The 25,144-nt window shown below is 71.6% G+C and carries 22 protein-coding genes; 19 read left to right on the forward strand and 3 right to left on the reverse strand.

Translation table 11 applies throughout. The features are described 5' to 3' along the window. Positions 1-93: 93 nt before the first annotated feature. Positions 94-594, forward strand: coding sequence for an ATP-binding protein (locus ACWD4A_RS18155; RefSeq protein WP_451194942.1), 501 nt, complete (start codon positions 94-96; stop codon positions 592-594). Here the strand turns inward: ACWD4A_RS18155 and idi are convergent. Together idi and galE are read right to left on the reverse strand one after the other, a co-directional pair. Beyond that, positions 569-1,180 carry an isopentenyl-diphosphate Delta-isomerase gene (gene idi, locus ACWD4A_RS18160; RefSeq protein ID WP_451194944.1) on the reverse strand — a complete coding sequence of 204 codons (612 nt, stop codon included), beginning with the start codon at positions 1,178-1,180 and terminating at the stop codon, positions 569-571. The genes ACWD4A_RS18155 and idi overlap by 26 nt on opposite strands. Positions 1,181-1,546: 366 nt before the next feature. Beyond that, a complete protein-coding gene (gene galE / locus ACWD4A_RS18165) occupies positions 1,547-2,533 on the reverse strand; it encodes a UDP-glucose 4-epimerase GalE (RefSeq protein WP_451194946.1) in 987 nt (328 codons plus the stop codon). Positions 2,534-2,812: 279 nt separating this feature from the next. Here galE and ACWD4A_RS18170 point away from each other — a divergent pair, with 279 nt between their 5' ends. The 17 genes from ACWD4A_RS18170 (at position 2,813) to ACWD4A_RS18250 (ending at position 23,185) form a co-directional block, all read left to right on the forward strand. Then, complete coding sequence (locus ACWD4A_RS18170; protein WP_451194999.1) at positions 2,813-4,618, forward strand: DUF5941 domain-containing protein; 1,806 nt, start codon at positions 2,813-2,815, stop codon at positions 4,616-4,618. Continuing rightward, complete coding sequence (locus ACWD4A_RS18175; protein WP_451194948.1) at positions 4,615-5,352, forward strand: phosphocholine cytidylyltransferase family protein; 738 nt, start codon at positions 4,615-4,617, stop codon at positions 5,350-5,352. The genes ACWD4A_RS18170 and ACWD4A_RS18175 overlap by 4 nt, the downstream gene beginning before the upstream one ends. Beyond that, on the forward strand, positions 5,340-6,401 hold the full coding sequence (locus ACWD4A_RS18180) for an iron-containing alcohol dehydrogenase family protein (protein WP_451194950.1): 1,062 nt from the start codon (positions 5,340-5,342) through the stop codon (positions 6,399-6,401). The genes ACWD4A_RS18175 and ACWD4A_RS18180 overlap by 13 nt, the downstream gene beginning before the upstream one ends. After that, positions 6,379-7,164 carry a CDP-alcohol phosphatidyltransferase family protein gene (locus ACWD4A_RS18185; RefSeq protein ID WP_451194952.1) on the forward strand — a complete coding sequence of 262 codons (786 nt, stop codon included), beginning with the start codon at positions 6,379-6,381 and terminating at the stop codon, positions 7,162-7,164. The genes ACWD4A_RS18180 and ACWD4A_RS18185 overlap by 23 nt, the downstream gene beginning before the upstream one ends. Next, positions 7,161-8,057 (forward strand): glycosyltransferase family 2 protein, encoded by an 897-nt coding sequence (locus ACWD4A_RS18190; protein ID WP_451194954.1) that lies wholly within the window; start codon positions 7,161-7,163, stop codon positions 8,055-8,057. Before ACWD4A_RS18185 ends, ACWD4A_RS18190 begins: the two co-directional genes overlap by 4 nt. A 78-nt stretch (positions 8,058-8,135) precedes the next feature. Further along, the gene (locus ACWD4A_RS18195; RefSeq protein WP_451194956.1) at positions 8,136-9,080 is read left to right on the forward strand and encodes an ABC transporter permease; all 945 of its coding nucleotides are present in this window, start codon (positions 8,136-8,138) and stop codon (positions 9,078-9,080) included. 25 nt (positions 9,081-9,105) lie between these two features. Then, positions 9,106-9,873 carry an ABC transporter ATP-binding protein gene (locus ACWD4A_RS18200; protein WP_451195001.1) on the forward strand — a complete coding sequence of 256 codons (768 nt, stop codon included), beginning with the start codon at positions 9,106-9,108 and terminating at the stop codon, positions 9,871-9,873. 437 nt (positions 9,874-10,310) lie between these two features. After that, complete coding sequence (hpnC, locus tag ACWD4A_RS18205; RefSeq protein ID WP_451195002.1) at positions 10,311-11,177, forward strand: squalene synthase HpnC; 867 nt, start codon at positions 10,311-10,313, stop codon at positions 11,175-11,177. After that, positions 11,174-12,124: a presqualene diphosphate synthase HpnD gene (gene hpnD, locus ACWD4A_RS18210; protein WP_451194958.1), complete on the forward strand. Its 951-nt coding sequence runs from the start codon at positions 11,174-11,176 to the stop codon at positions 12,122-12,124. The genes hpnC and hpnD overlap by 4 nt, the downstream gene beginning before the upstream one ends. 82 nt (positions 12,125-12,206) lie before the next feature. After that, positions 12,207-13,670 (forward strand): hydroxysqualene dehydroxylase HpnE, encoded by a 1,464-nt coding sequence (hpnE, locus tag ACWD4A_RS18215; protein WP_451194960.1) that lies wholly within the window; start codon positions 12,207-12,209, stop codon positions 13,668-13,670. A 71-nt stretch (positions 13,671-13,741) separates the two neighbouring features. Further along, positions 13,742-14,806: a polyprenyl synthetase family protein gene (locus ACWD4A_RS18220; protein ID WP_451194962.1), complete on the forward strand. Its 1,065-nt coding sequence runs from the start codon at positions 13,742-13,744 to the stop codon at positions 14,804-14,806. A 116-nt stretch (positions 14,807-14,922) separates the two neighbouring features. Then, complete coding sequence (shc, locus tag ACWD4A_RS18225) at positions 14,923-16,926, forward strand: squalene--hopene cyclase (protein ID WP_451194964.1); 2,004 nt, start codon at positions 14,923-14,925, stop codon at positions 16,924-16,926. Then, positions 16,926-17,576 carry a phosphorylase family protein gene (locus ACWD4A_RS18230; RefSeq protein WP_451194965.1) on the forward strand — a complete coding sequence of 217 codons (651 nt, stop codon included), beginning with the start codon at positions 16,926-16,928 and terminating at the stop codon, positions 17,574-17,576. Before shc ends, ACWD4A_RS18230 begins: the two co-directional genes overlap by 1 nt. 5 nt (positions 17,577-17,581) lie before the next feature. Next, a complete protein-coding gene (gene hpnH / locus ACWD4A_RS18235; RefSeq protein ID WP_451194967.1) occupies positions 17,582-18,604 on the forward strand; it encodes an adenosyl-hopene transferase HpnH in 1,023 nt (340 codons plus the stop codon). Between the two features lie 5 nt (positions 18,605-18,609). After that, on the forward strand, positions 18,610-19,776 hold the full coding sequence (gene ispG, locus ACWD4A_RS18240; RefSeq protein WP_451194969.1) for a flavodoxin-dependent (E)-4-hydroxy-3-methylbut-2-enyl-diphosphate synthase: 1,167 nt from the start codon (positions 18,610-18,612) through the stop codon (positions 19,774-19,776). A gap of 83 nt (positions 19,777-19,859) precedes the next feature. Next, entirely contained in the window at positions 19,860-21,782 is a 1,923-nt protein-coding gene (dxs, locus tag ACWD4A_RS18245) for a 1-deoxy-D-xylulose-5-phosphate synthase (RefSeq protein WP_451194970.1), read from the forward strand. Continuing rightward, the gene (locus tag ACWD4A_RS18250) at positions 21,779-23,185 is read left to right on the forward strand and encodes an aspartate aminotransferase family protein (RefSeq protein WP_451194972.1); all 1,407 of its coding nucleotides are present in this window, start codon (positions 21,779-21,781) and stop codon (positions 23,183-23,185) included. Before dxs ends, ACWD4A_RS18250 begins: the two co-directional genes overlap by 4 nt. Positions 23,186-23,310: 125 nt before the next feature. Here ACWD4A_RS18250 and ACWD4A_RS18255 read toward each other — a convergent pair whose 3' ends face one another. Further along, complete coding sequence (locus ACWD4A_RS18255; protein WP_451194974.1) at positions 23,311-24,105, reverse strand: tyrosine-protein phosphatase; 795 nt, start codon at positions 24,103-24,105, stop codon at positions 23,311-23,313. 235 nt (positions 24,106-24,340) lie between these two features. Here ACWD4A_RS18255 and ACWD4A_RS18260 point away from each other — a divergent pair, with 235 nt between their 5' ends. Beyond that, positions 24,341-25,132 carry an SGNH/GDSL hydrolase family protein gene (locus tag ACWD4A_RS18260; RefSeq protein WP_451194975.1) on the forward strand — a complete coding sequence of 264 codons (792 nt, stop codon included), beginning with the start codon at positions 24,341-24,343 and terminating at the stop codon, positions 25,130-25,132. Positions 25,133-25,144: the final 12 nt, after the last annotated feature.

Here is a 25,144-nt window from a genome sequence, read left to right on the forward strand (position 1 = left end):
AGACGTCGACTTCTGCTCAGAACGCCGGTGCGGACCCTTAAGTTCCCAACACTCGATGGTGCGGTCGACCAGGGTGAGGGGTTGGTATCGGACATGGAAATCCTCGGGAGCGTCCCGCCGGAACCGGGACAGGCTCCGCCCCGCAGGCCGATCGAGTTCGACGGCGCCTGGCGGTTCACGGCTCCCGCGCTGGACTCCTCCGTACCCCGGGCCAGACACGCCGTCCGCGACCTCCTCGGCCACCAGCGGGTGCCGCTGCGGGACGACCTCCTGCACGGCCTGCTGCTGATCGTCTCGGAGCTGGTCACCAACGCCGTGCAGCACGCGGCGCTGCTCTCGCCCGAGGTGGCCGTGGAGGTCTCCATCGGACCGCACTGGGTACGGGTGGCCGTCGAGGACGACCACCCCTACCGGCCCAAGCCCCTGGAGGCGGACGACGACCGCATCGGCGGCCGGGGGCTGCTGCTGGTCAAGACCATCTCGGACGAGGCGGGCGGCCTCTGCGACGTCGAGCACACCGCGGGCGGCGGCAAGGTGGTCTGGGCCGCCCTCCCGATCGGCGCGCCCGTCACCAGCCCCCTGCGCCCCCGGTGACCTCGCGCACCGCGGGGCGCGCGGTGTCCAGGACGTCCATGAACCACGCCGAGAACGTGAACTTCTCCCGCATCGCGTCGAGCTCCGCCGGGGTCACGAAGGCCGTCTCCTCGACCTCCTCCGGGTCCGGGTGCAGCCCGGCCGTCACGGTCCCGACGAACAGGTGGTTGTACTCCTGCTCGACCAGGCCGGACGCGGGATCGGGGTGGTTGTAGCGCACCGTCCCGGCCTCGCGCAGCAGCGCGGGCGCCACGCCCAGCTCCTCGCCCGTACGGCGGGCCGCGGCGACGAACGGCGGCTCGTCCGGGTACGGGTGCCCGCAGCAGGTGTTCGACCAGACGCCGGGGGAGTGGTACTTCCCCAGCGCGCGGCGCTGGAGCAGCAGCCGCCCCTCGTCGTCGAAGAGGAAGACCGAGAACGCGCGGTGCAGCCGGCCCGGGGCGACATGGGCGGAGAGCTTCTCCGCGGTGCCGATGGTTCTGCCGGACTCGTCGACCAGTTCCAGCATGATCGGTTCAGCTGCGCCGTCGGAGGTGGGGACCGCCGAGTCGTCGGCGGACGGGCCCTTGGCAGATGTGATCGGCATTGACCATCCTCGTTGTCGGTCTTCGAACCCTCAAGTCTGCCGTACCCCGCCGTGGCGTCAACGATGGAGTCCTGCCACGTGCTCCGCATGGCCGCCCGGCGCCAGCCGCAAGGCCCAGCGCCCGCCACCGAACCGCCCGCCGGATCGGCTCCGCAGGTCGGAGGGCATTTCCGGGCCCGGCCGGCAGCGGCGCGGCGCGTCCCGCCGGGCCCGTGCGCGGACGGCACCGGCGACCCCGATGTGATCGTCCACACACGGCGGCCGCGCCGGTCCGCCCGCGCTCCACCGGCATCAGGCCGAAAAGCGCCGGAAGCGGCCGCCGAAAAGCACCGCCGCGGCGATGCTTTCCGGTGAGGTTCACACCGGTCAGTGGCGACGTGCCCCCGGGTGGTGGTGGCACCAGCCCTCCCACGCCGAGGTGACCATGCTCCGCACGTCGTGCACCGGGCTCCAGCCCAGCTCCTTCGCGATCAGCTCGTTCGACGCCACGACGCGCGCCGGGTCGCCCGGACGGCGCGGCTCGACGAGGGCGGCCGGCTCGTGGTGCCCGGTGATCTCGGCGATCAGGTCCGCCATCTCCCGCACCGACACGCCCCGGCCGGTGCCGACGTTCAGCGTGAGGTCGCCCGTGTCCGGCCGCCCGTCGAGCCGCTGGGCCGCCGCCAGGTGCGCGGTCGCCAGATCCTCGATGTGGATGTAGTCACGGACACAGGTGCCGTCGGGGGTGTCGTAGTCGTCACCGAAGATGCGCGGGCTCTCGCCCCGCGTGAGCCGGTCGAACATCATCGGAATGATGTTGTAGACCCCGGTGTCGGCCAGCTCCGGCACGGCCGCGCCCGCCACGTTGAAATAGCGCAGGCACGCGGTGGAGATCCCGTGCGCGGCCCCGGTGGCGCGCACCAGCCACTCGCCCGCCAGCTTGGTCTCCCCGTACGGATTCATCGGCAGGCACGGCGTCGCCTCCGTGACGAGATCCACGTCCGGCATGCCGTAGACGGCCGCGGAGGAGGAGAACACGAAGCTCCGGACGCCCGCCGCGACCACGGCCTCCAGCAGGACCGTCAGGCCGTGCACATTCTCCCGGTAGTAGAGCAGCGGCTTCTCCACCGACTCCCCGACCTGCTTCTTCGCCGCCAGGTGCACCACACCCGTGACCCCGAGCCCGGAGAGCGTCCGGTCGAGCAGCTCACGGTCCAGGACCGACCCGCGCACCAGCACGCACTCCGCGGGCAGCCGCTCGGCGGCGCCGGTGGACAGGTCGTCCAGCACGGCCACCCGCTCCCCGGCGTCCACCATCGCCCGCGCCACGTGCGCCCCGATGTATCCGGCCCCACCTGTGATCAGCCAAGTCATGACGGCACCCTAATCCAGCCACGCATAAGGGTCCCGTTCGTTCACTTCGGTCCGCCCCCGCTCCGCGCCCCCTGGGAACCCCGCGCGCGGTCCGCGCGTCCTGTCAGTGGTGGGAAGCACCGGTGCACGTGCGGTGAACGACACCTTCCGGTGATCCGATAGCCTCTGCCGACGTGCCCGCACGCCGCCCGCCGCACCCGGCCGGCGCGTGCCACGCCCGCTGCCCGGACGCCCCGCGGACCCGAGGCGGCCGCATCCGCTTCCAAGGAGTGAGTTCGTCTGTCGACCGCCATCGTCACCGGTTCGCCGCCCGCAGGCTCCTCCCTCGAGGCCGACCTGCGGTCCCTCGGCTTCGGCGTACGCGTGGCCACTGACGCCACCGCCGCCGCCACCGAGCTCGCCGCCGTCCCCGCGGACGAGCGCGTCGCGCTCGTCGACGCGCGTTTCGTGGGCCACGTCCACGCCCTGCGCCTGGCCCTGACCGACCCCCGCTTCCCCGCGGCCGCCGTGGAGGGCGCGCTGACCGCGCGGCCCGAGGCACGCGGTGCCCTGACGCGCGCGGTCGGGCAGGCCCTGCCGGAAGGCGGCCCCGAGGCCGGCCTGCCCGACGCCCTCGCCCACCGGCTGGAAGCCGACGGCGTCCCGCTCCACCGCCCCGACCTCGGCGTCCTCGTCGCCACCGTGCCCGCCGACGCCGACATCAGGGCCAAGGCCGAGGCCGACGTCCGGGCCGTCGACGACGAGGCCGTACGGCTGCGCTCCGCCGTGAAGTCCCGCGACGGCTTCTTCACCACCTTCTGCATCAGCCCGTACTCCCGCTACCTCGCGCGCTGGTGCGCCCGCCGCGGCCTCACCCCCAACCAGGTCACCACCGCCTCGCTGCTCACCGCCCTGATCGCGGCGGGCTGCGCGGCCACCGGCACCCGCCCCGGCTTCGTCGCCGCGGGCGTGCTGCTCCTCTTCTCCTTCGTCCTGGACTGCACGGACGGCCAGCTGGCCCGCTACTCCCTGCAGTACTCCACGCTCGGCGCCTGGCTCGACGCGACCTTCGACCGCGCCAAGGAGTACGCCTACTACGCGGGGCTCGCCGTCGGCGCGGCCCGCGGCGGCGGCACCGACGACGTCTGGGCGCTCGCCCTCGGCGCGATGGTCCTCCAGACCTGCCGCCACGTCGTCGACTTCTCCTTCAACGAGGCCAACCACGACGCCGCGGCCAACACCAGCCCCACCGCCGCCCTCTCCGACCGGCTCGACAGCGTCGGCTGGACGGTCTGGGTCCGCCGCATGATCGTGCTGCCCATCGGCGAGCGCTGGGCGATGATCGCGGTCCTCACCGCCCTCACCACGCCCCGCGTCGTCTTCTACGCGCTGCTCGTCGGCTGCGGCTTCGCCGCCTGCTACACGACCGCGGGCCGCGTACTGCGCTCGCTCACCCGCAAGGCGAAGCGGACCGACCGGGCCGCCCGCGCGCTCGCCGACCTGGCAGACTCCGGGCCGCTCGCGGAACTCGCGAGCCGCACCCTCGGGCGCACCATGGCCGCGGGCCGCTACAGCGCCCCCTACTGGGCGGTCCTCGGGGCCGCCGCGCTGTTCGTCTGGCCGCTCACCGCGGGCACCGTCGGCACCTGGCGGGCCCTGCCCCAGGCCGTCGTCTACGGCATCCTGGCCGGGGTGGCCGTCGCGCACCCGCTCAAGGGCCCCCTCGACTGGCTCGTGCCGCCCGTGTTCCGGGCCGCCGAATACGGGCTCGTCCTCAGCCTCGCCGCGACCTCCGGAGCGCCCGGCGCCCTGCCCGCGGCTTTCGGCCTGGTGGCCGCGGTCGCCTACCATCACTACGACACGGTGTACCGCATCCGCGGCGGCACCGGTGCGCCCCCCCACTGGCTGGTGCGGGCGATCGGCGGGCACGAGGGACGGATCCTGGCGGTCTCCATCGCCGCCGCCCTGTGGCACGGCCGAGGTTTCACGATCGCGCTGACGGTCCTCGCGACCGCCATCGCACTCACGGTGCTCGTCGAGAGCATCCGCTTCTGGGTGTCCTCCGGGGCGCCCGCAGTACACGACGAATCAGGAGAACCCGCATGATCGGCCTCGTGCTGGCCGCCGGCGCCGGACGGCGTCTGCGTCCCTACACCGACACTCTGCCCAAGGCTCTGGTGCCGGTCGACGGTGACACCACCATCCTCGACCTCACCCTGGGCAACTTCGCCGAGATCGGCCTGACCGAGGTCGCGATCATCGTCGGTTACCGCAAGGAGGCCGTGTACGCGCGCAAGGAGGCGCTGGAGGCCAAGTACGGCCTCAAGCTCACCCTGATCGACAACGACAAGGCCGAGGAGTGGAACAACGCCTACTCCCTGTGGTGCGGCCGTGACGCCCTCAAGCACGACGTGATCCTCGCCAACGGCGACACCGTGCACCCGGTCTCCGTCGAGAAGACCCTGCTCGCCGCCCGCGGCAACGGCCAGAAGATCATCCTCGCCCTCGACACGGTGAAGCAGCTCGCCGACGAGGAGATGAAGGTCGTCGTGGACCCCGACAAGGGCGTCCAGCGCATCACCAAGCTGATGGACCCGGCCGAGGCCACCGGTGAGTACATCGGTGTCACCCTGATCGAGGGCGAGGCCGCCGAGGAGCTGGCGGACGCCCTCAAGGTCACCTTCGAGCGCGACCCCGACCTCTACTACGAGGACGGCTACCAGGAGCTCGTCAACCGCGGCTTCAAGGTCGACGTGGCGCCCATCGGCGACGTCAAGTGGGTCGAGATCGACAACCACGACGACCTCGCCAAGGGCCGGGGGATCGCGTGCCAGTACTGACGAGGCTCATCCCCTCGCCGGTCGTCGTCGACATCCGCGCCGGAGCGCTGGACGACCTGGCCGGCGTCCTCGCCGACCAGCGGATCTCCAGCTCCGGCAAGCTGGCCATCGCCATCAGCGGCGGCTCCGGGGCGGTGCTGCGCGAGCGGCTCGCCCCGGCGCTGCCCGGCGCCACCTGGTACGAGGTCGGCGGCGGCACGCTGGACGACGCGATCAAGCTCGGCGACGCCATGAAGAAGGGGCACTACGACGCGGTCGTGGGCCTCGGCGGCGGCAAGATCATCGACTGTGCGAAGTACGCCGCCGCACGGGTCGGGCTGCCGCTGGTGGCCGTCGCGACCAACCTGTCGCACGACGGCCTGTGCTCGCCCGTCGCCACCCTGGACAACGACGCGGGCCGCGGTTCCTACGGCGTGCCCAACCCGATCGCCGTGGTCATCGACCTCGACGTGATCCGGGAGGCACCGGCCCGCTTCGTCCGCTCCGGCATCGGCGACGCGATCTCCAACATCTCCTCCGTCGCGGACTGGGAGCTCTCCCACCGCGAGACGGGCGAGGCCATCGACGGCCTGGCCGCCGCCATGGCCCGGCAGGCCGGCGAGGCCGTGCTGCGGCACCCCGGCGGCGTCGGCGACGACGGCTTCCTCCAGGTGCTCGCCGAGGGCCTGGTCCTCACCGGCATCTCCATGTCGGTGGCCGGCGACAGCCGCCCCGCCTCCGGCGCCTGCCACGAGATCAACCACGCCTTCGACCTGCTCTACCCCAAGCGGGCCGCCAGCCACGGCGAGCAGTGCGGCCTCGGCGCCGCCTTCGCCATGTACCTGCGCGGCGCCCGTACGGAGTCCGCGCTGATGGTCGAGGTGCTGCGCCGCCACGGGCTGCCCGTGCTGCCGCAGGAGATCGGCTTCAGCGCCGAGGAGTTCGTCAAGGCGGTCGAGTACGCCCCGCAGACCCGCCCCGGGCGCTACACGATCCTGGAGCACCTCGCCCTCTCCACCGACCAGATCAGGGACGCTTACGCCGACTATGCCAAAACCGTCACTAGCTGAACTCCGTCCGGTCGTCCACCCCGGCGGCCTCAAGGACCGGCGCAGCGGTGAGCACTGGGCCGGGCGCCTGTACATGCGCGAGGTCTCGCTGCGCTGCACCCGGGTGCTGCTGAACAGCAGGCTCACGCCCAACCAGTACACCGGCCTGATGATCCTCGCCGGGGTCGCGGCGGGCGCCTCCCTGCTGGTGCCGGGCCTCACCGGCGCGATCCTGGGGATGCTGCTCATCCAGCTGTACCTGCTGCTGGACTGCGTGGACGGCGAACTCGCGCGCTGGCGCAAGGTCACCTCGACGACCGGCGTCTACCTCGACCGGGTGGGTCACTACCTCTCCGAGGCCGCTCTTCTGGTGGGTTTCGGCATCCGCGCCGCGGACGTCTTCCACAAGGACGGCGCCGCCACCCAGTGGCAGTGGGCCTTCCTCGGTACCGTGGCCGCGCTCGGCGCGATCCTGATCAAGGCCGAGACGGACCTCGTCGACGTCGCCCGCGCCCGCAGCGGCATGACGGCCGTGGAGGACTCCGCGGCGACGCCCCGCTCGTCGGGCATGGCGCTGGCCCGCAGGGCGGCGGCCGCGCTGAAGTTCCACCGGCTGGTCGGCGGCGTCGAGGCGTCGCTGGTGATCCTGGTGGCCGGCATCGCCGACTTCCTCCACCACGATCTGCTGTTCACCCGGATCGCGGTTGTCCTGCTCGCCGCCATCGCGGTACTGCAGACTGTGCTGCACCTCGTGTCCATCCTCGCTTCGAGCAGGCTGAAATGAGTGCCCCCTCACTGAAGGTCGGCGCGGTCGTCCTCACCATGGGCAACCGTCCCGCCGAACTGCGCGCGCTGCTGGAGTCCGTCGCCAAGCAGGACGGCGACCCCGTCGAGGTCGTCGTCGTCGGCAACGGCTCCCCGCTGCCCCCGCTGTCCGTACCCGGGCTGACCGTACGGACGGTCGAGCTGTCCGAGAACGTCGGCATCCCCGCCGGCCGTAACGTCGGCATCGAGGCGTTCGGCCCCGCCGGGCGCGACGTCGACGTGCTGCTGTTCCTGGACGACGACGGGCTGCTGCCCGGCCAGGACACCGCCGAGCTGTGCCGGCAGGCGTTCACGGCCGACCCGCGGCTCGGTATCATCAGCTTCCGCATCGCCGACCCTGACACCGGTGTCACCCAGCGCCGTCACGTGCCGCGGCTGCGCGCCTCGGACCCCCTGCGGTCCTCGCGGGTGACGACCTTCCTCGGGGGCGCCAACGCCGCCCGCACCCGGGTCTTCGCCGAGGTCGGCGGGCTGCCCGACGACTTCTTCTACGCGCACGAGGAGACCGACCTCGCGTGGCGGGCCCTCGACGCGGGCTGGATGATCGACTACCGCGCCGACATGGTGCTGCACCACCCGACGACGGCCCCCAGCCGGCACGCGGTCTACCACCGCATGGTCGCCCGCAACCGGGTATGGCTGGCCCGTCGCAACCTCCCCGCGCCCCTCGTCCCCGTCTATGCCGGGGTGTGGCTGCTGCTGACGCTGGCCCGGCGGCCCTCGCTGCCCGCGCTGCGCGCGTGGTTCGGCGGCTTCCGGGAGGGGTGGACGACGCCGTGCGGTCCGCGGCGTCCCATGAAGTGGCGTACCGTGTGGCGCCTGACCCGACTGGGTCGCCCTCCCGTGATCTGACAAGCTCTTGTCTGAGAGCATCGGGCGCGACCGGGGCCCCGCCCCCGGGAGCGCACCCAGAGGACGAAAGTGTCAACTGTGAGCGAGACAACGCACGACAGTGCGGTCGCCATGAGTGCCCCGCCATCACCCGACGACGGGCTCACCGCCGCGAAGCTGGCCGAGAAGTACGGCCTCGCGGTGAGCGGTGCCCGGCCGGGGCTGGCGGCGTACGCGCGGCAGCTGTGGGACAGACGGCACTTCATCATCGCCTTCTCCCGGGCCAAGCTGACGGCCCAGTACAGCCAGGCCAAGCTGGGTCAGGTGTGGCAGGTGGCGACGCCGCTGCTCAACGCCACGGTGTACTTCCTGATCTTCGGCGTGCTGATGGGCCAGAGCAAGGGCATGGGCATCAAGACGTACATCCCGTTCCTGGTGACGGGTGTCTTCGTCTTCACCTTCACCCAGAGCTCGGCGATGTCGGGCGTCCGGTCGATCTCCGGCAATCTGGGGCTGGTGCGGGCCCTGCACTTCCCGCGGGCGGCGCTGCCCATCTCCTTCGCGCTGCAGCAGCTCCAGCAGCTGCTGTTCTCGATGGTGGTGCTCTTCGCCTTCCTCCTCGGCTTCGGGCACATGCCGCGGTTCTCGTGGCTGCTGATCGTCCCGATCCTGGTGCTGCAGTTCGTCTTCAACACCGGCCTGGCGATGATCCTGGCCCGCGCGGGCAGCAAGACCCCCGACCTGGCGCAGCTGCTGCCGTTCATCCTGCGCACCTGGATGTACGCGTCCGGTGTGATGTACAACCTGGTCGAGGCGCTCAAGAAGCAGCACTCCCCGGGGTGGCTCATCGACGTGCTGAGCGCCAACCCGGCCGCCGTCTTCATCAACCTGATGCGTTCCTCCCTGATCAGCGGCCACGCCGCGCACAAGCACATCGACCTGCCGCCGCACGTGTGGGCGCTGGCGGTCGGCTGGGCGCTGCTGATCGGCCTCGGGGGCTTCGTGTTCTTCTGGAAGGCTGAGGAGCAGTACGGCCGTGGCTGAGCAGAACGGCGCCGCGAAGGCGCCCATGTCGACCACCCCGGTGCCGACGGTGATCGCGGACGACGTGCACATCGTCTACCGCGTCTACGGCGGCAACACGGGCCGGGGCAGCGCCACCGCCGCCCTCAACCGGCTCGTCCGGCGCAAGCCCAACGCGGGCGTGCGTGAGGTGCACGCGGTCAAGGGTGTGAGCTTCACCGCCTACCGCGGCGAGGCGATCGGCCTGATCGGTTCCAACGGTTCCGGCAAGTCGACCCTCCTGAAGGCGATCGCCGGGCTGCTGCCCACCGAGCGCGGCAAGGTCTACACCGACGGCCAGCCCTCGCTGCTGGGCGTGAACGCGGCCATGATGAACGACCTCACGGGCGAGAAGAACGTGATGCTCGGCGGCCTGGCCATGGGCATGAGCCGGGAGCAGATCCGCGAGCGCTACCAGGAGATCGTCGACTTCTCGGGCATCAACGAGAAGGGCGACTTCATCACGCTGCCCATGCGGACGTACTCGTCCGGCATGGCGGCCCGGCTGCGGTTCTCCATCGCCGCGGCCAAGGACCACGACGTGCTGATGATCGACGAGGCGCTGGCCACCGGCGACCGGTCGTTCCAGAAGCGCTCCGAGGCCCGTGTGCGCGAACTGCGCAAGGGCGCGGGCACGGTCTTCCTCGTCAGCCACAACAACCGGTCCATCCGGGACACCTGTGACCGGGTGCTCTGGCTGGAGCACGGGCAGCTGCTGATGGACGGGCCGACGGAAGAAGTCGTCCGGGCCTACGAGAAGGAGACCGCCCGCTAGGGCGCGAGGAGTCACCGGGGCCCCCGCCGTGACGCGTCCCGCGGGGGCCTTGACCTATCCGTAACGATCAACTCACCTATTGACAGGGTTGATTCGGTTCCCGCGTGGCATTGTATGGATCAAGCACGTACCCGGGCGCGCGTCGGACACCTGTACGGCGTACGCTGTACCGTGCTGATTTGCGGAGGAGCGGGGCGATACCGGTGTATCTCCGTCGCGGAGAGTGGCTCCGTCGGTCGGAAGCCGGAGGTGTCCAGGGGGGAGCAGGGGGAGGTCTGTCCTGCGGCGTGTCCGAAATGGGATGTTCTGGGTCGGCAGTGTAGAACGGGAGATGTGACGGCAATGGCTACGGGAACTCTCCAGCTCCGAGGCGCTCACGCCGTCCCCGGTCCGGGCAGCCCGCGGTGACGGCGGGGACGGACGCGCACGAGCGCGCCGTGCTCGACAAGGCCGCGCACGAGAACTTCCCCGTGGCGCCCTTCTTCGTGCCGCGTGCCTGGCGGGACGATCTCATGGCCGTCTACGGCTACGCCAGACTCGTGGACGACATCGGTGACGGAGATCTCGCACCCGGCGGCCGCGACGCCGAACTGCTCGGCCTCGACCGGGAGCAGAGTGACGACCGTCTCGCCATGCTCGACGCCTTCGAGGCCGACCTGCGCCGGGTCTTCGACACCTCCGGCACCGGCCCGCGCCACCCGCTGCTGCTCCGCCTCCGGCCCACCGTCCGCCGGTGCGGGCTCACGCCCGAGCCCTTCCTCGGACTGATCGAGGCGAACCGGCAGGACCAGCGCGTCCGCCGCTACGCCACCTACCAGGACCTGCTCGCGTACTGCGAGCTGTCCGCCAATCCCGTCGGCCGCCTCGTCCTGGGCATCACCGGCACCGCGAGCCCCGAGCGGATCCGCCGCTCGGACGCGGTCTGCACAGCGCTGCAGATCGTCGAACACCTGCAGGACGTCGCCGAGGACCTCGGGCGCGACCGCGTCTACCTCCCGGCCGAGGACATGAAGCGCTTCCACGTGAGCGAGTCCGACCTCACCCGCCCGACCAGCGGCGCGTCGTTGCGCGCCTTGGTCGCGTACGAGGCGGAACGCGCCGGGGAACTGCTGAATGAAGGCACCCCCCTGGTGGGTAGCGTCCACGGCAGGTTGAAGCTGTTGCTCGCGGGATTCGTGGGCGGGGGGAGGGCCGCGCTCGGAGCGGTTGCCGCCGCGGGATACGACGTACTGCCGGGACCGCCCAAGCCCACCAAGCTCAGCATGCTGCGCGAGGTGGGAGCGACACTGCGAAGAGAGGGGTGAGCGGGACCGTGAACGGATCGCCAGACGCGTCCGCGCCGGTACTCGCCGCGTACAGCTACTGCGAGGCAGTCACCGGACAACAGGCCGGTAACTTCAGCTACGGCATCAGGCTTCTGCCGACCGCCAAGCGGCGCGCCATGTCGGCGCTGTACGCCTTCTCGCGGCGGGTCGACGACATCGGCGACGGCCCACTGGACGCGGAATCCAAGCGACAGCGGCTCGAGGACACCCGCGAGCTGCTCGCCCGCATCAGGGAGGGCAGGGTCGAGGAGGACGACACCGATCCGGTGGCCGTCGCGCTCAGCCATGCCGCGCGCCGTTTTCCCATTCCGCTCGGCGGGCTGGACGAACTGATCGACGGCGTTCAGATGGATGTGCGTGGGGAGACCTACGAGACCTGGGACGACCTCGCGGCGTACTGCCGCTGTGTCGCGGGCGCCATCGGCCGGCTCTCGCTGGGCGTGTTCGGCACGGTGCCCGGCGCGCGCGACGCCGCACGCGCCTCGGAGTACGCCGATACGCTCGGGCTCGCGCTGCAACTGACCAATATCCTGCGCGACGTCCGGGAGGACGCGGCCAACGGCCGCACCTATCTGCCCTCCGACGACCTCGCCAAGTTCGGCTGCTCCGCGGGCTTCCACTCCGTGCGGCCGCCCGCGGGCTCCGACTTCACCGGCCTGGTCCACTTCGAAGTGCGGCGCGCCCGCGCGCTGTTCGCCGAGGGCACCAAGCTGCTGCCCATGCTCGACCGGCGCAGCGGCGCCTGTGTCGCCGCCATGGCCGGCATCTACCGCAGGCTGCTGGACCGTATCGCCCAGGACCCCGAGGCCGTGCTGCGCGGCCGGGTCTCCCTGCCCGGACGCGAGAAGGCGTACGTCGCCGTGCGCGGCCTGTCCGGCTTCGACGCCCGGAGCGTCCAGCGGCAGACCGCCGGGGGGCGCACTTGATGCGCCCTATTCGTACCGGTGGGCGGTATGCAACCCTCCGGCGGTCGCACACGTCACTGACAGCAGCCGAGGGGGTGGGCGCATGACGACACCAGGGACGACGACCCGGTCCGAGCGGCAGCGTGCGGACGGGGCGGGCTGCCCCGTCGGGGCGGCCGCGGTGGTCGTCGGCGGCGGCCTGGCCGGAATCACGGCCGCGCTCGAACTCGCCGACGCCGGGCTGCGGGTGACCCTCGTCGAGGGGCGCCCGCGGCTGGGCGGGCTCGCCTTCTCCTTCCGCCGGGGCGACCTCACCGTCGACAACGGCCAGCACGTCTACCTCCGTTGCTGCACCGCCTACCGGTGGTTCCTCGACCGTGTCGACGCCGCCGAACTCGCCCCGCTGCAACGGCGGCTGGACGTGCCCGTGCTGGACATCGGCCATCCTTCGGGGCGCCCGCGCCTCGGCAGGCTGCGCCGCACCGGCCTGCCCGTACCCCTGCACCTGGCGGCGAGCCTCGCCACCTACCCGCACCTCTCGCTCGCCGAGCGGGCCAAGGTCGGCCGCGCCGCGCTCGCGCTCGGCGGCCTCGACCTCGACGACCCCGCGCTCGACGGCGAGGACTTCGCGAGCTGGCTGCACCGCCACGGCCAGTCGCCCCGCGCCGTCGAGGCGCTGTGGGACCTCGTCGGAGTCGCCACGCTCAACGCCACCGCCGACCGGTCCTCGCTGGGCCTGGCCGCCATGGTCTTCAAGACCGGGCTGCTGTCCGAGCCCGGCGCCGCCGACATCGGCTGGGCCCGCGTCCCCCTCGGCGAGCTGCACGACACCCGGGCCCGCGCCGCCCTCGACAAGGCGGGCGTGCGCACCGAGCTGCGCACCCGCGCCACCGCGATCGCCCGCGGCGCGGACGGCAACGGCTGGCACGTCGACATCGAGGCCGGGGCGGGCGGCACCGAGCGGCTCGACGTCGACGTCGTCGTGCTCGCCGTGCCCCAGCGCGAGACCCATGGCCTGCTGCCCGAGGGCGTCCTCGACGCCCCCGACCGGCTGCTGGAGATCGACACCGCGCCGATCCTCAACCTCCATGTCGTATACGACCGCAAAGTTCTCCGGAAGCCGTTCTTCGCGGCGCTCGGCTCGCCCGTGCAGTGGGTCTTCGACCGGACGGACTCCTCCGGACTCGGCGACCGTGCCGACGGCGGCCAGTACCTGGCCGTCTCCCAGTCGGCCGCGCACGACGACATCGACCGGCCCGTCGCCGAGCTCCGCGAGCGCTACCTCCCCGAGCTGGAGCGGCTGCTGCCCGCGGCCCGCGGCGCCGGCGTACGGGACTTCTTCGTGACCCGGGAGCGGACAGCGACGTTCGCCCCCGCTCCGGGCGTCGGCCGGCTCCGGCCGCCCGCCCCCACACGCGCGCCCGGCCTCTTCCTGGCCGGTGCGTGGACCGCCACCGGCTGGCCCGCGACCATGGAGGGCGCGGTGCGCAGCGGTGTCAACGCCGCGGGCGCGGCACTCTCCGAGCTCGGTCGCCCCCACCGGGACCCCTTGCGGGGGGCGGAATGAACGAGGCGAGCCACCAAGGCGTGCCGCCCCGCCACGGGGCGCGCACGAGCACGACCACCAGAGGAGAGACCGTGACTTCGGCGATCCCAGCTGTCGACACCGCGGGCGTCAACGCCCTGCTGGAGCGTGGGCGGACGCTTGCCACGCCGGTGCTGCGTGCTGCCGTGAACCGGCTCGCATCACCCATGGACACCGTCGCCGCCTACCACTTCGGCTGGATCGACGCCGAGGGCAGGCCGACGCACGGCGACAGCGGCAAGGCCGTACGGCCCGCCCTCGCCCTGCTCTCGGCGGAGGCGGCCGGCGCGGCCCCCGAGGTGGGTGTCCCCGGGGCCGTCGCGGTGGAGCTCGTGCACAACTTCTCGCTGCTGCACGACGACCTGATGGACGGCGACGAGCAGCGCAGGCACCGCGACACCGTATGGAAGGTCTACGGGCCCGAGCAGGCGATCCTCGTCGGCGATGCGTTGTTCGCGCTCGCGAACGAGGTGCTGCTGGAGCTCGGTACGGTCGAGGCCGGCCGGGCCACCCGGCGGCTGACCACCGCGACCCGCAAGCTGATCGACGGCCAGGCCCAGGACATCTCCTACGAGCACCGCGAGCGGGTCACCGTCGAGGAGTGCCTGGAGATGGAGGGCAACAAGACGGGCGCCCTGCTCGCCTGCGCCGTCTCCATCGGCGCGGTCCTCGGCGGCGCCGACGACCGCACGGCCGACACCTTGGAGGCGTACGGCTACCACCTCGGCCTCGCCTTCCAGGCCGTGGACGACCTGCTCGGCATCTGGGGCGACCCGGAGGCCACCGGCAAGCAGACCTGGAGCGACCTGCGCCAGCGCAAGAAGTCCCTCCCGGTGGTCGCCGCCCTCGCGGCGGGCGGCCCCGCGTCGGCGCGGCTCGCCGACATCCTCGCCGCTGACGCCAAGCTCAGCGACGCCCAGTCCGCCGACTTCGACGAGGAAGAATTCGCCAGCCGCGCGGCGTTGATCGAGGAGGCGGGCGGCCGGGAGTGGACCTCCCAGGAAGCCCGCCGCCAGCACGCCACCGCGATCGAGGCGCTCAACGGAGTCGACATGCCCACCGAGGTCCGCGCGCAGCTCACCGCGCTCGCCGACTTCGTCGTCGTACGAAAGAGATGATCACCATTCACCCGATCTGAGCAGATCGCAGTCGCCGGCCGACGCCCTGACGGAGCGTCGGCCGACGGAGCCCCCAGCACGGCAGAGAAGAAAGATCACTGCAAAAAGGGGAAACCATGACAGCGACGACCGACGGAAGCACCGGGGCCCTGCCGCCCCACGCAACCGCGGCCAACGACAGCACCACCGCAACACCCCCGCTCCCGGCCGCCGATGGCACGGCACTCGCGGCCGCCGAGCGGGCCACGGCCCGAGCGGTCGAACACCTCCTGGCCCGGCAGGACCCAACGGGCTGGTGGAAGGGCGACCTGCAGACCAACGTCACCATGGACGCCGAAGACCTGCTGCTCCGTCAGTTCCTGGGCATCCAGGACGAGAGGACGACGCGGGCGGCCGCCCTCTTCATCCGGTCCGAGCAGCGGTCCGACGGCACCTGGGCCACCTTCCTCGGCGGGCCGGGCGAACTCTCCGCCACCATCGAGGCCTATGTCGCCCTGCGGCTGGCCGGGGATTCCCCCGACGCCCCGCACATGGCCACCGCCGCCGAGTGGATCCGCGGCCGGGGCGGCATCGCGGCCGCCCGTGTCTTCACCCGGATCTGGCTCGCCCTCTTCGGCTGGTGGAAATGGGAGGACCTGCCCGAGCTGCCGCCCGAGCTGATGTTCCTGCCGAAGTGGCTCCCGCTGAACATCTACGACTTCGGCTGCTGGGCCCGGCAGACCATCGTCCCGCTGACCGTCGTCTCGGCGCTGCGGCCCGTACGGCCCGCGCCGTTCGCCCTCGACGAGCTGCACACGGACCCGCGGCGGCCCAACCCGCCGCGCCCCCTGGCGCCGGCCGCCAGCTGGGACGGTGTCTTCCAGCGCCTCGACAGGGCACTCCACCGGTACCGGAAGCTCCCGATCCGGCGACTGCGGCGCTCCGCGCTCGACGCGGCGGCCCGGTGGATCATCGAGCGCCAGGAGAACGACGGCTGCTGGGGCGGCATCCAGCCGCCGGCCGTCTACTCGATCATCGCCCTCCACCTCCTCGGCTACGACCTCGACCACCCCGTGCTGCGCGTCGGGCTGGAGTCGCTGGACCGTTTCGCCGTCTGGCGCGAGGACGGCTCACGGATGATCGAGGCTTGTCAGTCGCCCGTCTGGGACACCTGCCTCGCGGCCATCGCCCTCGCCGACGCCGGGCTGCGGCCCGACCACCCGGCGCTCGTCAAGGCCGTCGACTGGATGCTGGACGAGCAGATCCACCGGCCCGGGGACTGGACCGTACGGCGGCCCGAACTCACCCCGGGCGGCTGGGCGTTCGAGTTCCACAACGACAACTACCCGGACATCGACGACACCGCCGAAGTGGTCCTCGCCCTCAAACGCGTCGACCACCCCGACCCCGTACGGGTCGAGGCGGCCGTCCAGCGCGCCGCCCGGTGGAACCTGGGGATGCAGTCGAAGAACGGCGCCTGGGGCGCCTTCGACGCCGACAACACCAGCCCCTTCCCCAACCGGCTGCCGTTCTGCGACTTCGGCGAGGTCGTCGACCCGCCGTCCGCCGACGTCACGGCGCACGTGGTGGAGATGCTGGCGGTCCTCGGCAAGCAGCACGACCCGCGCACCCGGCGCGGCATCGAGTGGCTGCTCGCCGAACAGGAGGAGAACGGCGGCTGGTTCGGCCGCTGGGGCGTCAACTACGTCTACGGCACCGGCTCGGTGCTCCCGGCCCTGGCCGCCGCGGGCATCCCGGCCTCGCACCCGGCCGTCCGCCGGGCGGTGCACTGGCTGGAGAGCGTGCAGAACCCCGACGGCGGCTGGGGCGAGGACCTGCGCTCCTACCGCGACAGCGAGTGGATCGGACGCGGCGCCTCCACCGCCTCCCAGACCGCCTGGGCGCTGATGGCCCTGCTGGCGGCGGGCGAGCGGGACGGCAAGGCCGTCGAGCGCGGCGTGGCCTACCTGGTGGAGACCCAGACCGAGGACGGCACCTGGGACGAGCCGTACTTCACCGGCACCGGGTTCCCCTGGGACTTCTCCATCAACTACCACCTCTACCGGGAGGTCTTCCCCGTCACGGCCCTGGGCCGCTATGTGCACGGAGAGCCCTTCGCCCCCGGCCGGCTGGAGGCGTGATGACCACCGGCACGGGCACCCCCTCCGCACCGCTGCTGGTCGCCTGCGCGCTCGGCATCGAGCGTCTCGCCCTGCGCGGCGGCGGCTTCGGCGGTGCGGCGGGCCCCGTGACCGTACTGCGTACCGGCATGGGCCCGCAGGCCGCGGACCAGGCCGTGACGCGCGCGCTCCGGGACGGTACGGCCATGCTCGACGCGGCCGTGATCGCCACCGGGTTCTGCGCCGGCCTGGCCCCCGGGATGCACCCCGGGGACCTGGTCGTCGCCGACGAGACCCGCGACCATGCGGGGCGCACGGAGTGCTCCGGCGTCGAGCTGCTCGCCAAGGAGCTCGCGCGGGCCGTGCCGAAGCGTGTCATCCACACCGGCCCGCTCGTCGGCTCCGACCACGTCGTGCGCGGCGCGGAGCGCGCGGACCTGCACGCCGCGGGCGCGATCGCGGTGGACATGGAGTCCGCCGCCACGCTCCGAAGCGCCGTACGGATGGGGCCGCGCCCCGTTGCGGCCGTCCGGGTGGTCGTGGACGCTCCAGAGCATGAACTCGTACGAATCGGGACGTTGCGGGGTGGAATATCAGCCTTCCGGGTGCTCCGCACCGTCCTTCCCGCTTTTATCGAATGGCACCGTTCTTTACTGCTCCCCAGGAGGTGAGCCAGATGGCCATGCCGCTCCGCCAGTCCATCCGGGTGGGAACCTATCTTTTTGAACAGAAGCTCCGTAAGCGCGACAAGTTCCCCCTGATCGTGGAACTCGAACCGCTCTTCGCGTGCAACCTCAAGTGCGAAGGATGCGGCAAGATCCAGCACCCGGCGGGGGTGCTCAAGCAGCGGATGCCCGTCGCCCAGGCCGTGGGTGCCGTGCTGGAGTCCGGTGCGCCGATGGTGTCCATCGCCGGCGGTGAGCCGCTGATGCACCCTCAGATCGACGAGATCGTCCGGCAGTTGGTGGCCAAACGAAAGTATGTCTTCCTGTGCACCAACGCTTTGTTGATGCGCAAGAAGATGGAGAAATTCACCCCCTCGCCCTATTTCGCCTTCGCGGTGCACATCGACGGGCTGCGTGAGCGGCACGACGAATCCGTTGCGAAGGAAGGCGTCTTCGACGAGGCGGTGGAGGCGATCAAGGAGGCCAAGCGGCGCGGCTTCCGGGTCACCACCAATTCCACCTTCTTCAACACCGACACCCCGCAGACCATCATCGACGTGCTCGACTTCCTCAACGACGAGCTCCAGGTGGACGAGATGATGCTCTCGCCCGCCTACGCCTACGAGAAGGCTCCCGACCAGGACCACTTCCTGGGCGTGGAGCAGACCCGCGACCTCTTCAAGAAGGCCTTCTCGGGCGGGAACCGGGCCCGCTGGCGGCTCAACCACAGCCCGCTCTTCCTGGACTTCCTGGAGGGCAAGGTGGACTTCCCCTGCACGGCGTGGGCGATCCCCAACTACTCCCTGTTCGGCTGGCAGCGCCCCTGCTACCTGATGAGCGACGGGTACGTGCCCACGTACCGCGAGCTGATCGAGAAGACCGACTGGGACAAGTACGGGCGCGGGAAGGACCCCCGCTGCGACAACTGCATGGCGCACTGCGGCTACGAGCCCACGGCGGTCCTCGCCACCATGGGGTCGCTGAAGGAGTCGCTGCGCGCGGTCCGCGAGAGCGTCGCGGGAAACCGGAGCTGAGCGCCATGGGAGCCACGGAGCCGGTCCCGCTCGGGCTCCCCGGCGTGCCGGCCCGGCCGCTGGCGACGCGCCGCCCCTCGCGGCGCATCCAGGTCGGGCCGGTCGCGGTCGGCGGGGGAGCACCGGTGTCGGTGCAGTCGATGACCACGACCGTGACGGCGGACGTCGGTGCCACGCTCCAGCAGATCGCGGAGCTCACGGCGTCCGGCTGCCAGATCGTCCGGGTCGCGTGCCCGTCGCAGGACGACGCGGACGCGCTCCCGGTCATCGCGAAGAAGTCGCAGATCCCGGTGATCGCCGACATCCACTTCCAGCCGAAGTACGTCTTCGCCGCGATCGACGCGGGCTGCGCGGCCGTCCGCGTGAACCCCGGCAACATCCGGCAGTTCGACGACAAGGTCCGGGAGATCGCCAAGGCGGCGGCGGACGCGGGCATCCCGATCCGGATCGGGGTCAACGCCGGTTCGCTGGACCGGCGGTTGCTGGAGAAGTACGGCAAGGCGACGCCCGAGGCGCTGGTGGAGTCGGCGCTGTGGGAGGCGTCGCTCTTCGAGGAGCACGGCTTCCGGGACATCAAGATCTCGGTCAAGCACAACGACCCGGTCGTGATGGTCAACGCCTACCGGCAGTTGGCCGCCCGGTGCGACTACCCGTTGCACCTCGGCGTCACGGAGGCCGGCCCTGCCTTCCAGGGCACCATCAAGTCCGCCGTCGCCTTCGGCGCCCTGCTCTCCGAGGGCATCGGCGACACCATCCGCGTCTCCCTGTCGGCTCCTCCGGCGGAGGAGATCAAGGTCGGCATGCAGATCCTGGAGTCCCTGGGGCTGCGCGAACGCCGCCTGGAGATCGTGTCGTGCCCGTCCTGCGGCCGGGCGCAGGTGGACGTCTACAAGCTCGCCGAAGAGGTGACGGCGGGTCTGGAAGGGATGGAGGTCCCGCTGCGCGTCGCCGTCATGGGCTGCGTCGTCAACGGCCCCGGGGAGGCCCGCGAGGCCGACCTGGGTGTCGCCTCCGGCAACGGCAAGGGCCAGATCTTCGTCAAGGGCGAGGTCATCAGGACCGTCCCCGAATCGAAGATCGTCGAGACGCTGATCGACGAGGCCATGAAGCTCGCCGAGGGAATGGCGGCGGACGGCGTCGGCCCGGGAACGCCCGACGTCACCGTGGGCTGACCGGCAGGCACCACCAGGGGGAACAGCGAGAAGGGGCCGCGGCGGCAGCCCGGCCCATGCCGAGAGAAGAGGAGGGGGCCCGCGTGTCGTTGTTGGAGAACATCCGCGGTCCACGCGACCTGAGGGCGCTGGACGGCGAAGAGCTGACCGAACTCGCCGAGGAGATCCGGCACTTCCTGGTGCACGCGGTGGCCAGGACCGGAGGACACCTCGGACCCAACCTCGGCGTGGTGGAGCTCTCCATCGCCCTGCACCGCGCCTTCGACTCACCGTCCGACCGCATCCTGTGGGACACCGGGCACCAGTCGTACGTGCACAAACTGCTCACCGGCCGGCAGGACTTCTCCAAGCTGCGGGGCAAGGGCGGGCTGTCCGGCTATCCCTCGCGGGAGGAGTCCGAGCACGACGTCATCGAGAACAGCCACGCCTCCACCGTGCTGAGCTGGGCGGACGGCCTCGCCAAGGCCAACCAGGTGCTCGGCCGCTGGAACCGCCACGTCGTCGCCGTCATCGGCGACGGCGCCCTCACCGGGGGCATGGCGTGGGAGGCGCTCAACAACATAGCCGCGGCCGGGGACCGGCCGCTGATCATCGTCGTCAACGACAACGAGCGTAGCTACGCCCCCACCATCGGCGGCATCGCCGACCACCTCGCCACCCTCCGCACCACCGACGGCTATGAACGCTTCCTGTCCTGGGGCAAGGAGGCCGTCCAGGGCCTGCCGGTGCTGGGGAAGCCGCTCTACGAGTCGCTGCACGGCGCGAAGAAGGGCTTCAAGGACGCCTTCGCGCCCCAGGGCATGTTCGAGGACCTGGGGCTGAAGTACCTCGGGCCGATAGACGGGCACGACATCGCCGCCGTCGAATCGGCGCTGCGCCGGGCCAAGCGCTTCCACGGGCCCGTCCTCGTCCACTGCCGGACGGAGAAGGGCCGCGGCTACCAGCCGGCCCTGGAGGACGAGGCGGACCGCTTCCACAGCGTGGGCGTGATCAACCCGCTGACCAGCGAGCCCCTGACGCCCTCCGGGGGCCGCTCCTGGACCTCGGTCTTCGGGGAGGAGATGCTGCGGATCGGCGCCGAACGGCCGGACGTGGTCGCGATCACCGCCGCCATGCTGCACCCGGTGGGCCTCACCCGGTTCGCGGAGGCGTACCCGGACCGCGTCTGGGACGTCGGGATCGCCGAGCAGCACGCGGCGACCTCCGCGGCCGGTCTGGCGACGGGCGGGCTGCACCCGGTGTTCGCGGTGTACGCGACGTTCCTCAACCGGGCCTTCGACCAGGTGCTGATGGACGTGGCGCTGCACAGGTGCGGCGTCACCTTCGTCCTCGACCGGGCCGGGGTCACCGGCACGGACGGCCCGTCGCACAACGGCATGTGGGACATGTCGATCCTCCAGGTCGTCCCCGGCCTGCGGATCGCCGCCCCGCGCGACGCCGACCAGCTCCGCGCCCAGCTGCGCGAGGCGGTGGACGTCACCGACGCCCCGACCGTCATCCGCTTCCCCAAGGAGAACGTGGGCGAGCCCGTCCCGGCCCTCGACCGGGTCGGCGGCATGGACGTGATCGCCCGCCCGGACGACGCCACCGACGCGGAGGTGCTCCTCGTCGCCGTCGGTGCCATGACCCAGGTCTGCCTCCGGGCCGCCGAACTGCTCACCGCGCGCGGCACCCCCTGCACGGTCGTCGACCCGCGCTGGGTCAAGCCCGTCGACGCGGCCCTGCCCGCCCTCGCCGAACGGCACCGGATCGTCGCCGTCGTCGAGGACAACAGCCGTACCGGAGGCGTCGGCTGGGCCGTCGCGCAGGCCCTGCGCGACGCCGAGGCCGACGTGCCCGTACGTACCTTCGGCATCCCCGAGCAGTTCCTCCCGCACGCCAAGCGCGGCGAGGTGCTGGCGGACCTGGGGCTCACCCCCGCCGAGATCGCCGGCCGGATCAGCGCCGCCCTGGCCCGTAAGGAGGCCACCGAGGCGGACCCGGCCCGTAAGGAGAACGACGCATGACATCCGACGGCACCGACGCCGCGAAGGGCTTCGACCTCGCCCGGCTCCTCGCCGAGCGCGGCGGCGAGCGGTACGACCTGCACACCCGCCACCTCAACCACCAACTGCCCCGCATGCTGCACACCATCGGCTTCGACAAGGTCTACGAACGGGCCGAGGGCGCCTACTTCTGGGACGCCGAGGGGCAGGACTACCTCGACATGCTCGCGGGCTTCGGGGTGATGGGTGTCGGCCGCCATCACCCCGTGGTCCGCAAGGCGCTGCACGACGTCCTCGACGCCTCGCTCGCCGACCTCACCCGCTTCGACTGCCAGCCACTGCCCGGCCTGCTCGCCGAGAAGCTGCTGTCGTACACCCCCCACCTGGACCGGGTGTTCTTCGGCAACAGCGGCACCGAGGCCGTCGAGACGGCCCTGAAGTTCGCCCGCTACGCGACCGGCAGACCGCGCGTCCTCTACTGCACCCACGCCTTCCACGGCCTGACGACCGGTTCGCTGTCCGTCAACGGCGAGGCCGGCTTCCGCGACGGCTTCGCCCCGCTGCTGCCCGACACCGCGATCCCGCTCGGCGACCTCGACGCCCTGGAACGCGAGCTGCGCCGCGGGGACGTGGCCGGTTTCGTGATCGAGCCCATCCAGGGCAAGGGCGTCCACGAGGCGCCGCCCGGCTTCCTTCGCCAGGCGCAGGAACTGCTGCGCCGCCACAAGGCGCTGCTCATCGCCGACGAGGTGCAGACCGGGATCGGCCGCACCGGCGACTTCCACGCCTATCAGCACGAGGCCGGTGTCGAGCCGGACCTGGTGTGCGTGGCCAAGGCGCTGTCCGGCGGTTATGTGCCCGTCGGCGCGACCCTGGGCAAGGACTGGATCTTCAAGAAGGTCTATTCCTCCATGGACCGGGTGCTGGTCCACTCGGCGAGCTTCGGCTCCAACGCCCAGGCCATGGCGGCGGGCCTCGCCGTGCTCTCCGTCATGGAGGACGAGCAGGTCGTGGCCAACGCCCGGCACACCGGGGACCTGCTGCGGACGCGGCTGGCCGCGCTGGTCGACAAGTACGAGCTGCTGCACGACGTCCGCGGGCGCGGGCTGATGATCGGCATCGAGTTCGGCAAGCCGAAGTCGCTCGGGCTGCGCAGCCGCTGGACGATGCTGCAGGCGGCCCGCAAGGGGCTGTTCGCGCAGATGGTCGTGGTGCCGCTGCTGCAGAAGCACCGCATCCTCACCCAGGTCTCGGGCGATCACCTGGAGGTCATCAAGCTCATCCCGCCGCTGATCATCGGTGAGCGGGAGGTGGACCGCTTCGTGTCGGCCTTCACGGCGGTGATGGACGAGGCGCACGGGGGCGGCGGCCTGATGTGGGACTTCGGCCGGACCTTGGTCAAACAGGCGGTGGCGAACCGTTAGTTCGCGACCGGGACCCGGGAGCGCCTCCGGGCGCGGCCCCGATCGCCGGACGGGCTGATTCGGCCCGTCCGGCGACCGGCCCCGTAAGGGGCGCTGGGGCGGAGCCCCCCGGTGCGAGGGGCGAGTCAGGCGGTGAGCAACCGCTCCCGCAGCCGGTCCCGCAGGGAACGGCCGAACCCCAGCCCCTCCGCGAGGTACTTCTCCGGCGTCCCCCACGTGTCCTCGATCGCCGCGAACCCGGCCGCCAGATACTCCGCCCGCGCCTCGAACATCGGCGACAGCAGCTCCGTGACCTCCCGCGGCTCCGCCGTCGGCTTGCGCATGCGGTACCGCCGGTGCATCGCGTTCGACTCCAGGTAGTCCGCCTCGATGGCCTCCCGCGGCACCCCGAGCGCGAGCAGCGTGACGGCGATCGACAGCCCCGCCCGGTCCTTGCCCGCGGCGCAGTGCATCAGCACCGGCACGGCGTCGTCGGCGATCAGCCGCAGGACACGGCCGTGCTCCGCGGTGCGCGTGACGATCATCTCGCGGTAGCTCGTGCTCATCCGGTCGGCACCCCGGGTCCCGGCCAGCATCTCCCGCACCCGCGCCACGTCCCCGGAGCGGACGAGACGCCAGAACTCGGCGCCGTCCGCCGGATCGCTGAGCGGGATGTTCACGTTCCGCACCCCGAGGAGTTCGACGTCCGGCCCGTCGAGCTCGATGTCGGCCGCGTTGCGGAAGTCGAGGACCGTGTGCAGGCCGAGCGAGTCGAGGAAACATCGGTCCTCGTCGGTCGCGTGGGCGAGATGGCCGCTGCGGAAGAGGACGCCGGGCCGTACGCGCCGCCCGTCGGCGGCCGGAAGGCCGCCCAGATCACGGAAGTTGCGGACCCCCGCCAGCTCGGGTTCGGTGGACGGGACATGCGGCGTCTGCGTCACGGGCGCTCCCAGGTTCGGCCGTCGACGCTGCTCGTCGACGAGGCGGCTGACTGAACCGACTGATTGACCGGCTGAACGACTCTACGACAACGGTTGTACGGGCAATCGGCTCGGCAAGGCACCCGAGCCGACGTATTCCGCTTGCGTCGACTTTGTTGGGGTGGGATACATCACTGCACGTCAACCCCTGGTTACGGTGGCGTAGGTCACTCGCCGAGGTGAATGATGTGCTGACGTGGCAGACGATTCGCAAGCATTCAGCAAGAGCACGATCGGGTCGTACGCAGCCGTCGGGGACAGCTTCACGGAGGGTGTGGGTGACCCGGGGCCGGGCGACTCCTTCATCGGCTGGGCAGACCGACTGGCCGTACTCCTCTCCGACCAGCACGCCGAGCACGCCTTCCGGTACGCCAACCTCGCCGTCCGCGGCCGCCTCCTCGACCAGATCGTGGAGGAGCAGATCCCCCGGGCGAAGGAGCTCAGCCCGGACCTGGTGACCTTCTGTGCCGGTGGCAACGACATCCTGCGGCCGGGCAGCGACCCGGACGACGTGGCCCAACGCTACGAGGCGGCCGTCGCGGACCTCGCCGGATCGGTCGGCACGGTGCTGCTGTGCACCGGCTTCGACACCCGCGGCATACCGGTCCTGCGCCATCTGCGCGGCAAGATCGCCACCTACACCGCCCACGTCCGTGCCATCGCGGACCGGCACGACTGCCCGGTCCTCGACCTGTGGTCGCTGCGCTCGGTCCAGGACCGGCGGGCCTGGAGCGACGACCGCCTGCACCTCTCGGCGGACGGGCACACCCGGGTCGCGCTGCGCGCCGCCCAGGTCCTCGGTCTTGAGGTTCCGGCCGATCCCGACCAGCCGTGGCCCGAGGAGGGGCACCGGACGGCGGCCGAGGTGCGCCGCGACAACATCCACTGGGCGCGCGAGCACCTGGTGCCGTGGATCGGCCGACGGCTGCGCGGCGAGTCCTCGGGGGACCACGTCGAGCCGAAGCGGCCGGACCTGCTGCCGCTGTAGGGCGGCCGGAAG

The organism is Streptomyces sp. NPDC002537 (assembly GCF_053594975.1).

Bases quoted from the DNA above. Each gene is read 5' to 3' on its own strand.
- ACWD4A_RS18155 (WP_451194942.1), top strand. From the start codon at position 94: ATGGAAATCCTCGGGAGCGTCCCGCCGGAACCGGGACAGGCTCCGCCC.
- ACWD4A_RS18190 (WP_451194954.1), top strand. From the start codon at position 7,161: ATGAGTGCCCCCTCACTGAAGGTCGGCGCGGTCGTCCTCACCATGGGC.
- idi (WP_451194944.1), bottom strand. From the start codon at position 1,180: ATGCCGATCACATCTGCCAAGGGCCCGTCCGCCGACGACTCGGCGGTC.
- ACWD4A_RS18200 (WP_451195001.1), top strand. From the start codon at position 9,106: ATGTCGACCACCCCGGTGCCGACGGTGATCGCGGACGACGTGCACATC.
- ispG (WP_451194969.1), top strand. From the start codon at position 18,610: ATGGGAGCCACGGAGCCGGTCCCGCTCGGGCTCCCCGGCGTGCCGGCC.
- galE (WP_451194946.1), bottom strand. From the start codon at position 2,533: ATGACTTGGCTGATCACAGGTGGGGCCGGATACATCGGGGCGCACGTG.
- ACWD4A_RS18250 (WP_451194972.1), top strand. From the start codon at position 21,779: ATGACATCCGACGGCACCGACGCCGCGAAGGGCTTCGACCTCGCCCGG.
- shc (WP_451194964.1), top strand. From the start codon at position 14,923: ATGACAGCGACGACCGACGGAAGCACCGGGGCCCTGCCGCCCCACGCA.
- hpnH (WP_451194967.1), top strand. From the start codon at position 17,582: ATGGCCATGCCGCTCCGCCAGTCCATCCGGGTGGGAACCTATCTTTTT.
- ACWD4A_RS18175 (WP_451194948.1), top strand. From the start codon at position 4,615: ATGATCGGCCTCGTGCTGGCCGCCGGCGCCGGACGGCGTCTGCGTCCC.
- hpnE (WP_451194960.1), top strand. From the start codon at position 12,207: ATGACGACACCAGGGACGACGACCCGGTCCGAGCGGCAGCGTGCGGAC.
- ACWD4A_RS18230 (WP_451194965.1), top strand. From the start codon at position 16,926: ATGACCACCGGCACGGGCACCCCCTCCGCACCGCTGCTGGTCGCCTGC.
- ACWD4A_RS18185 (WP_451194952.1), top strand. From the start codon at position 6,379: ATGCCAAAACCGTCACTAGCTGAACTCCGTCCGGTCGTCCACCCCGGC.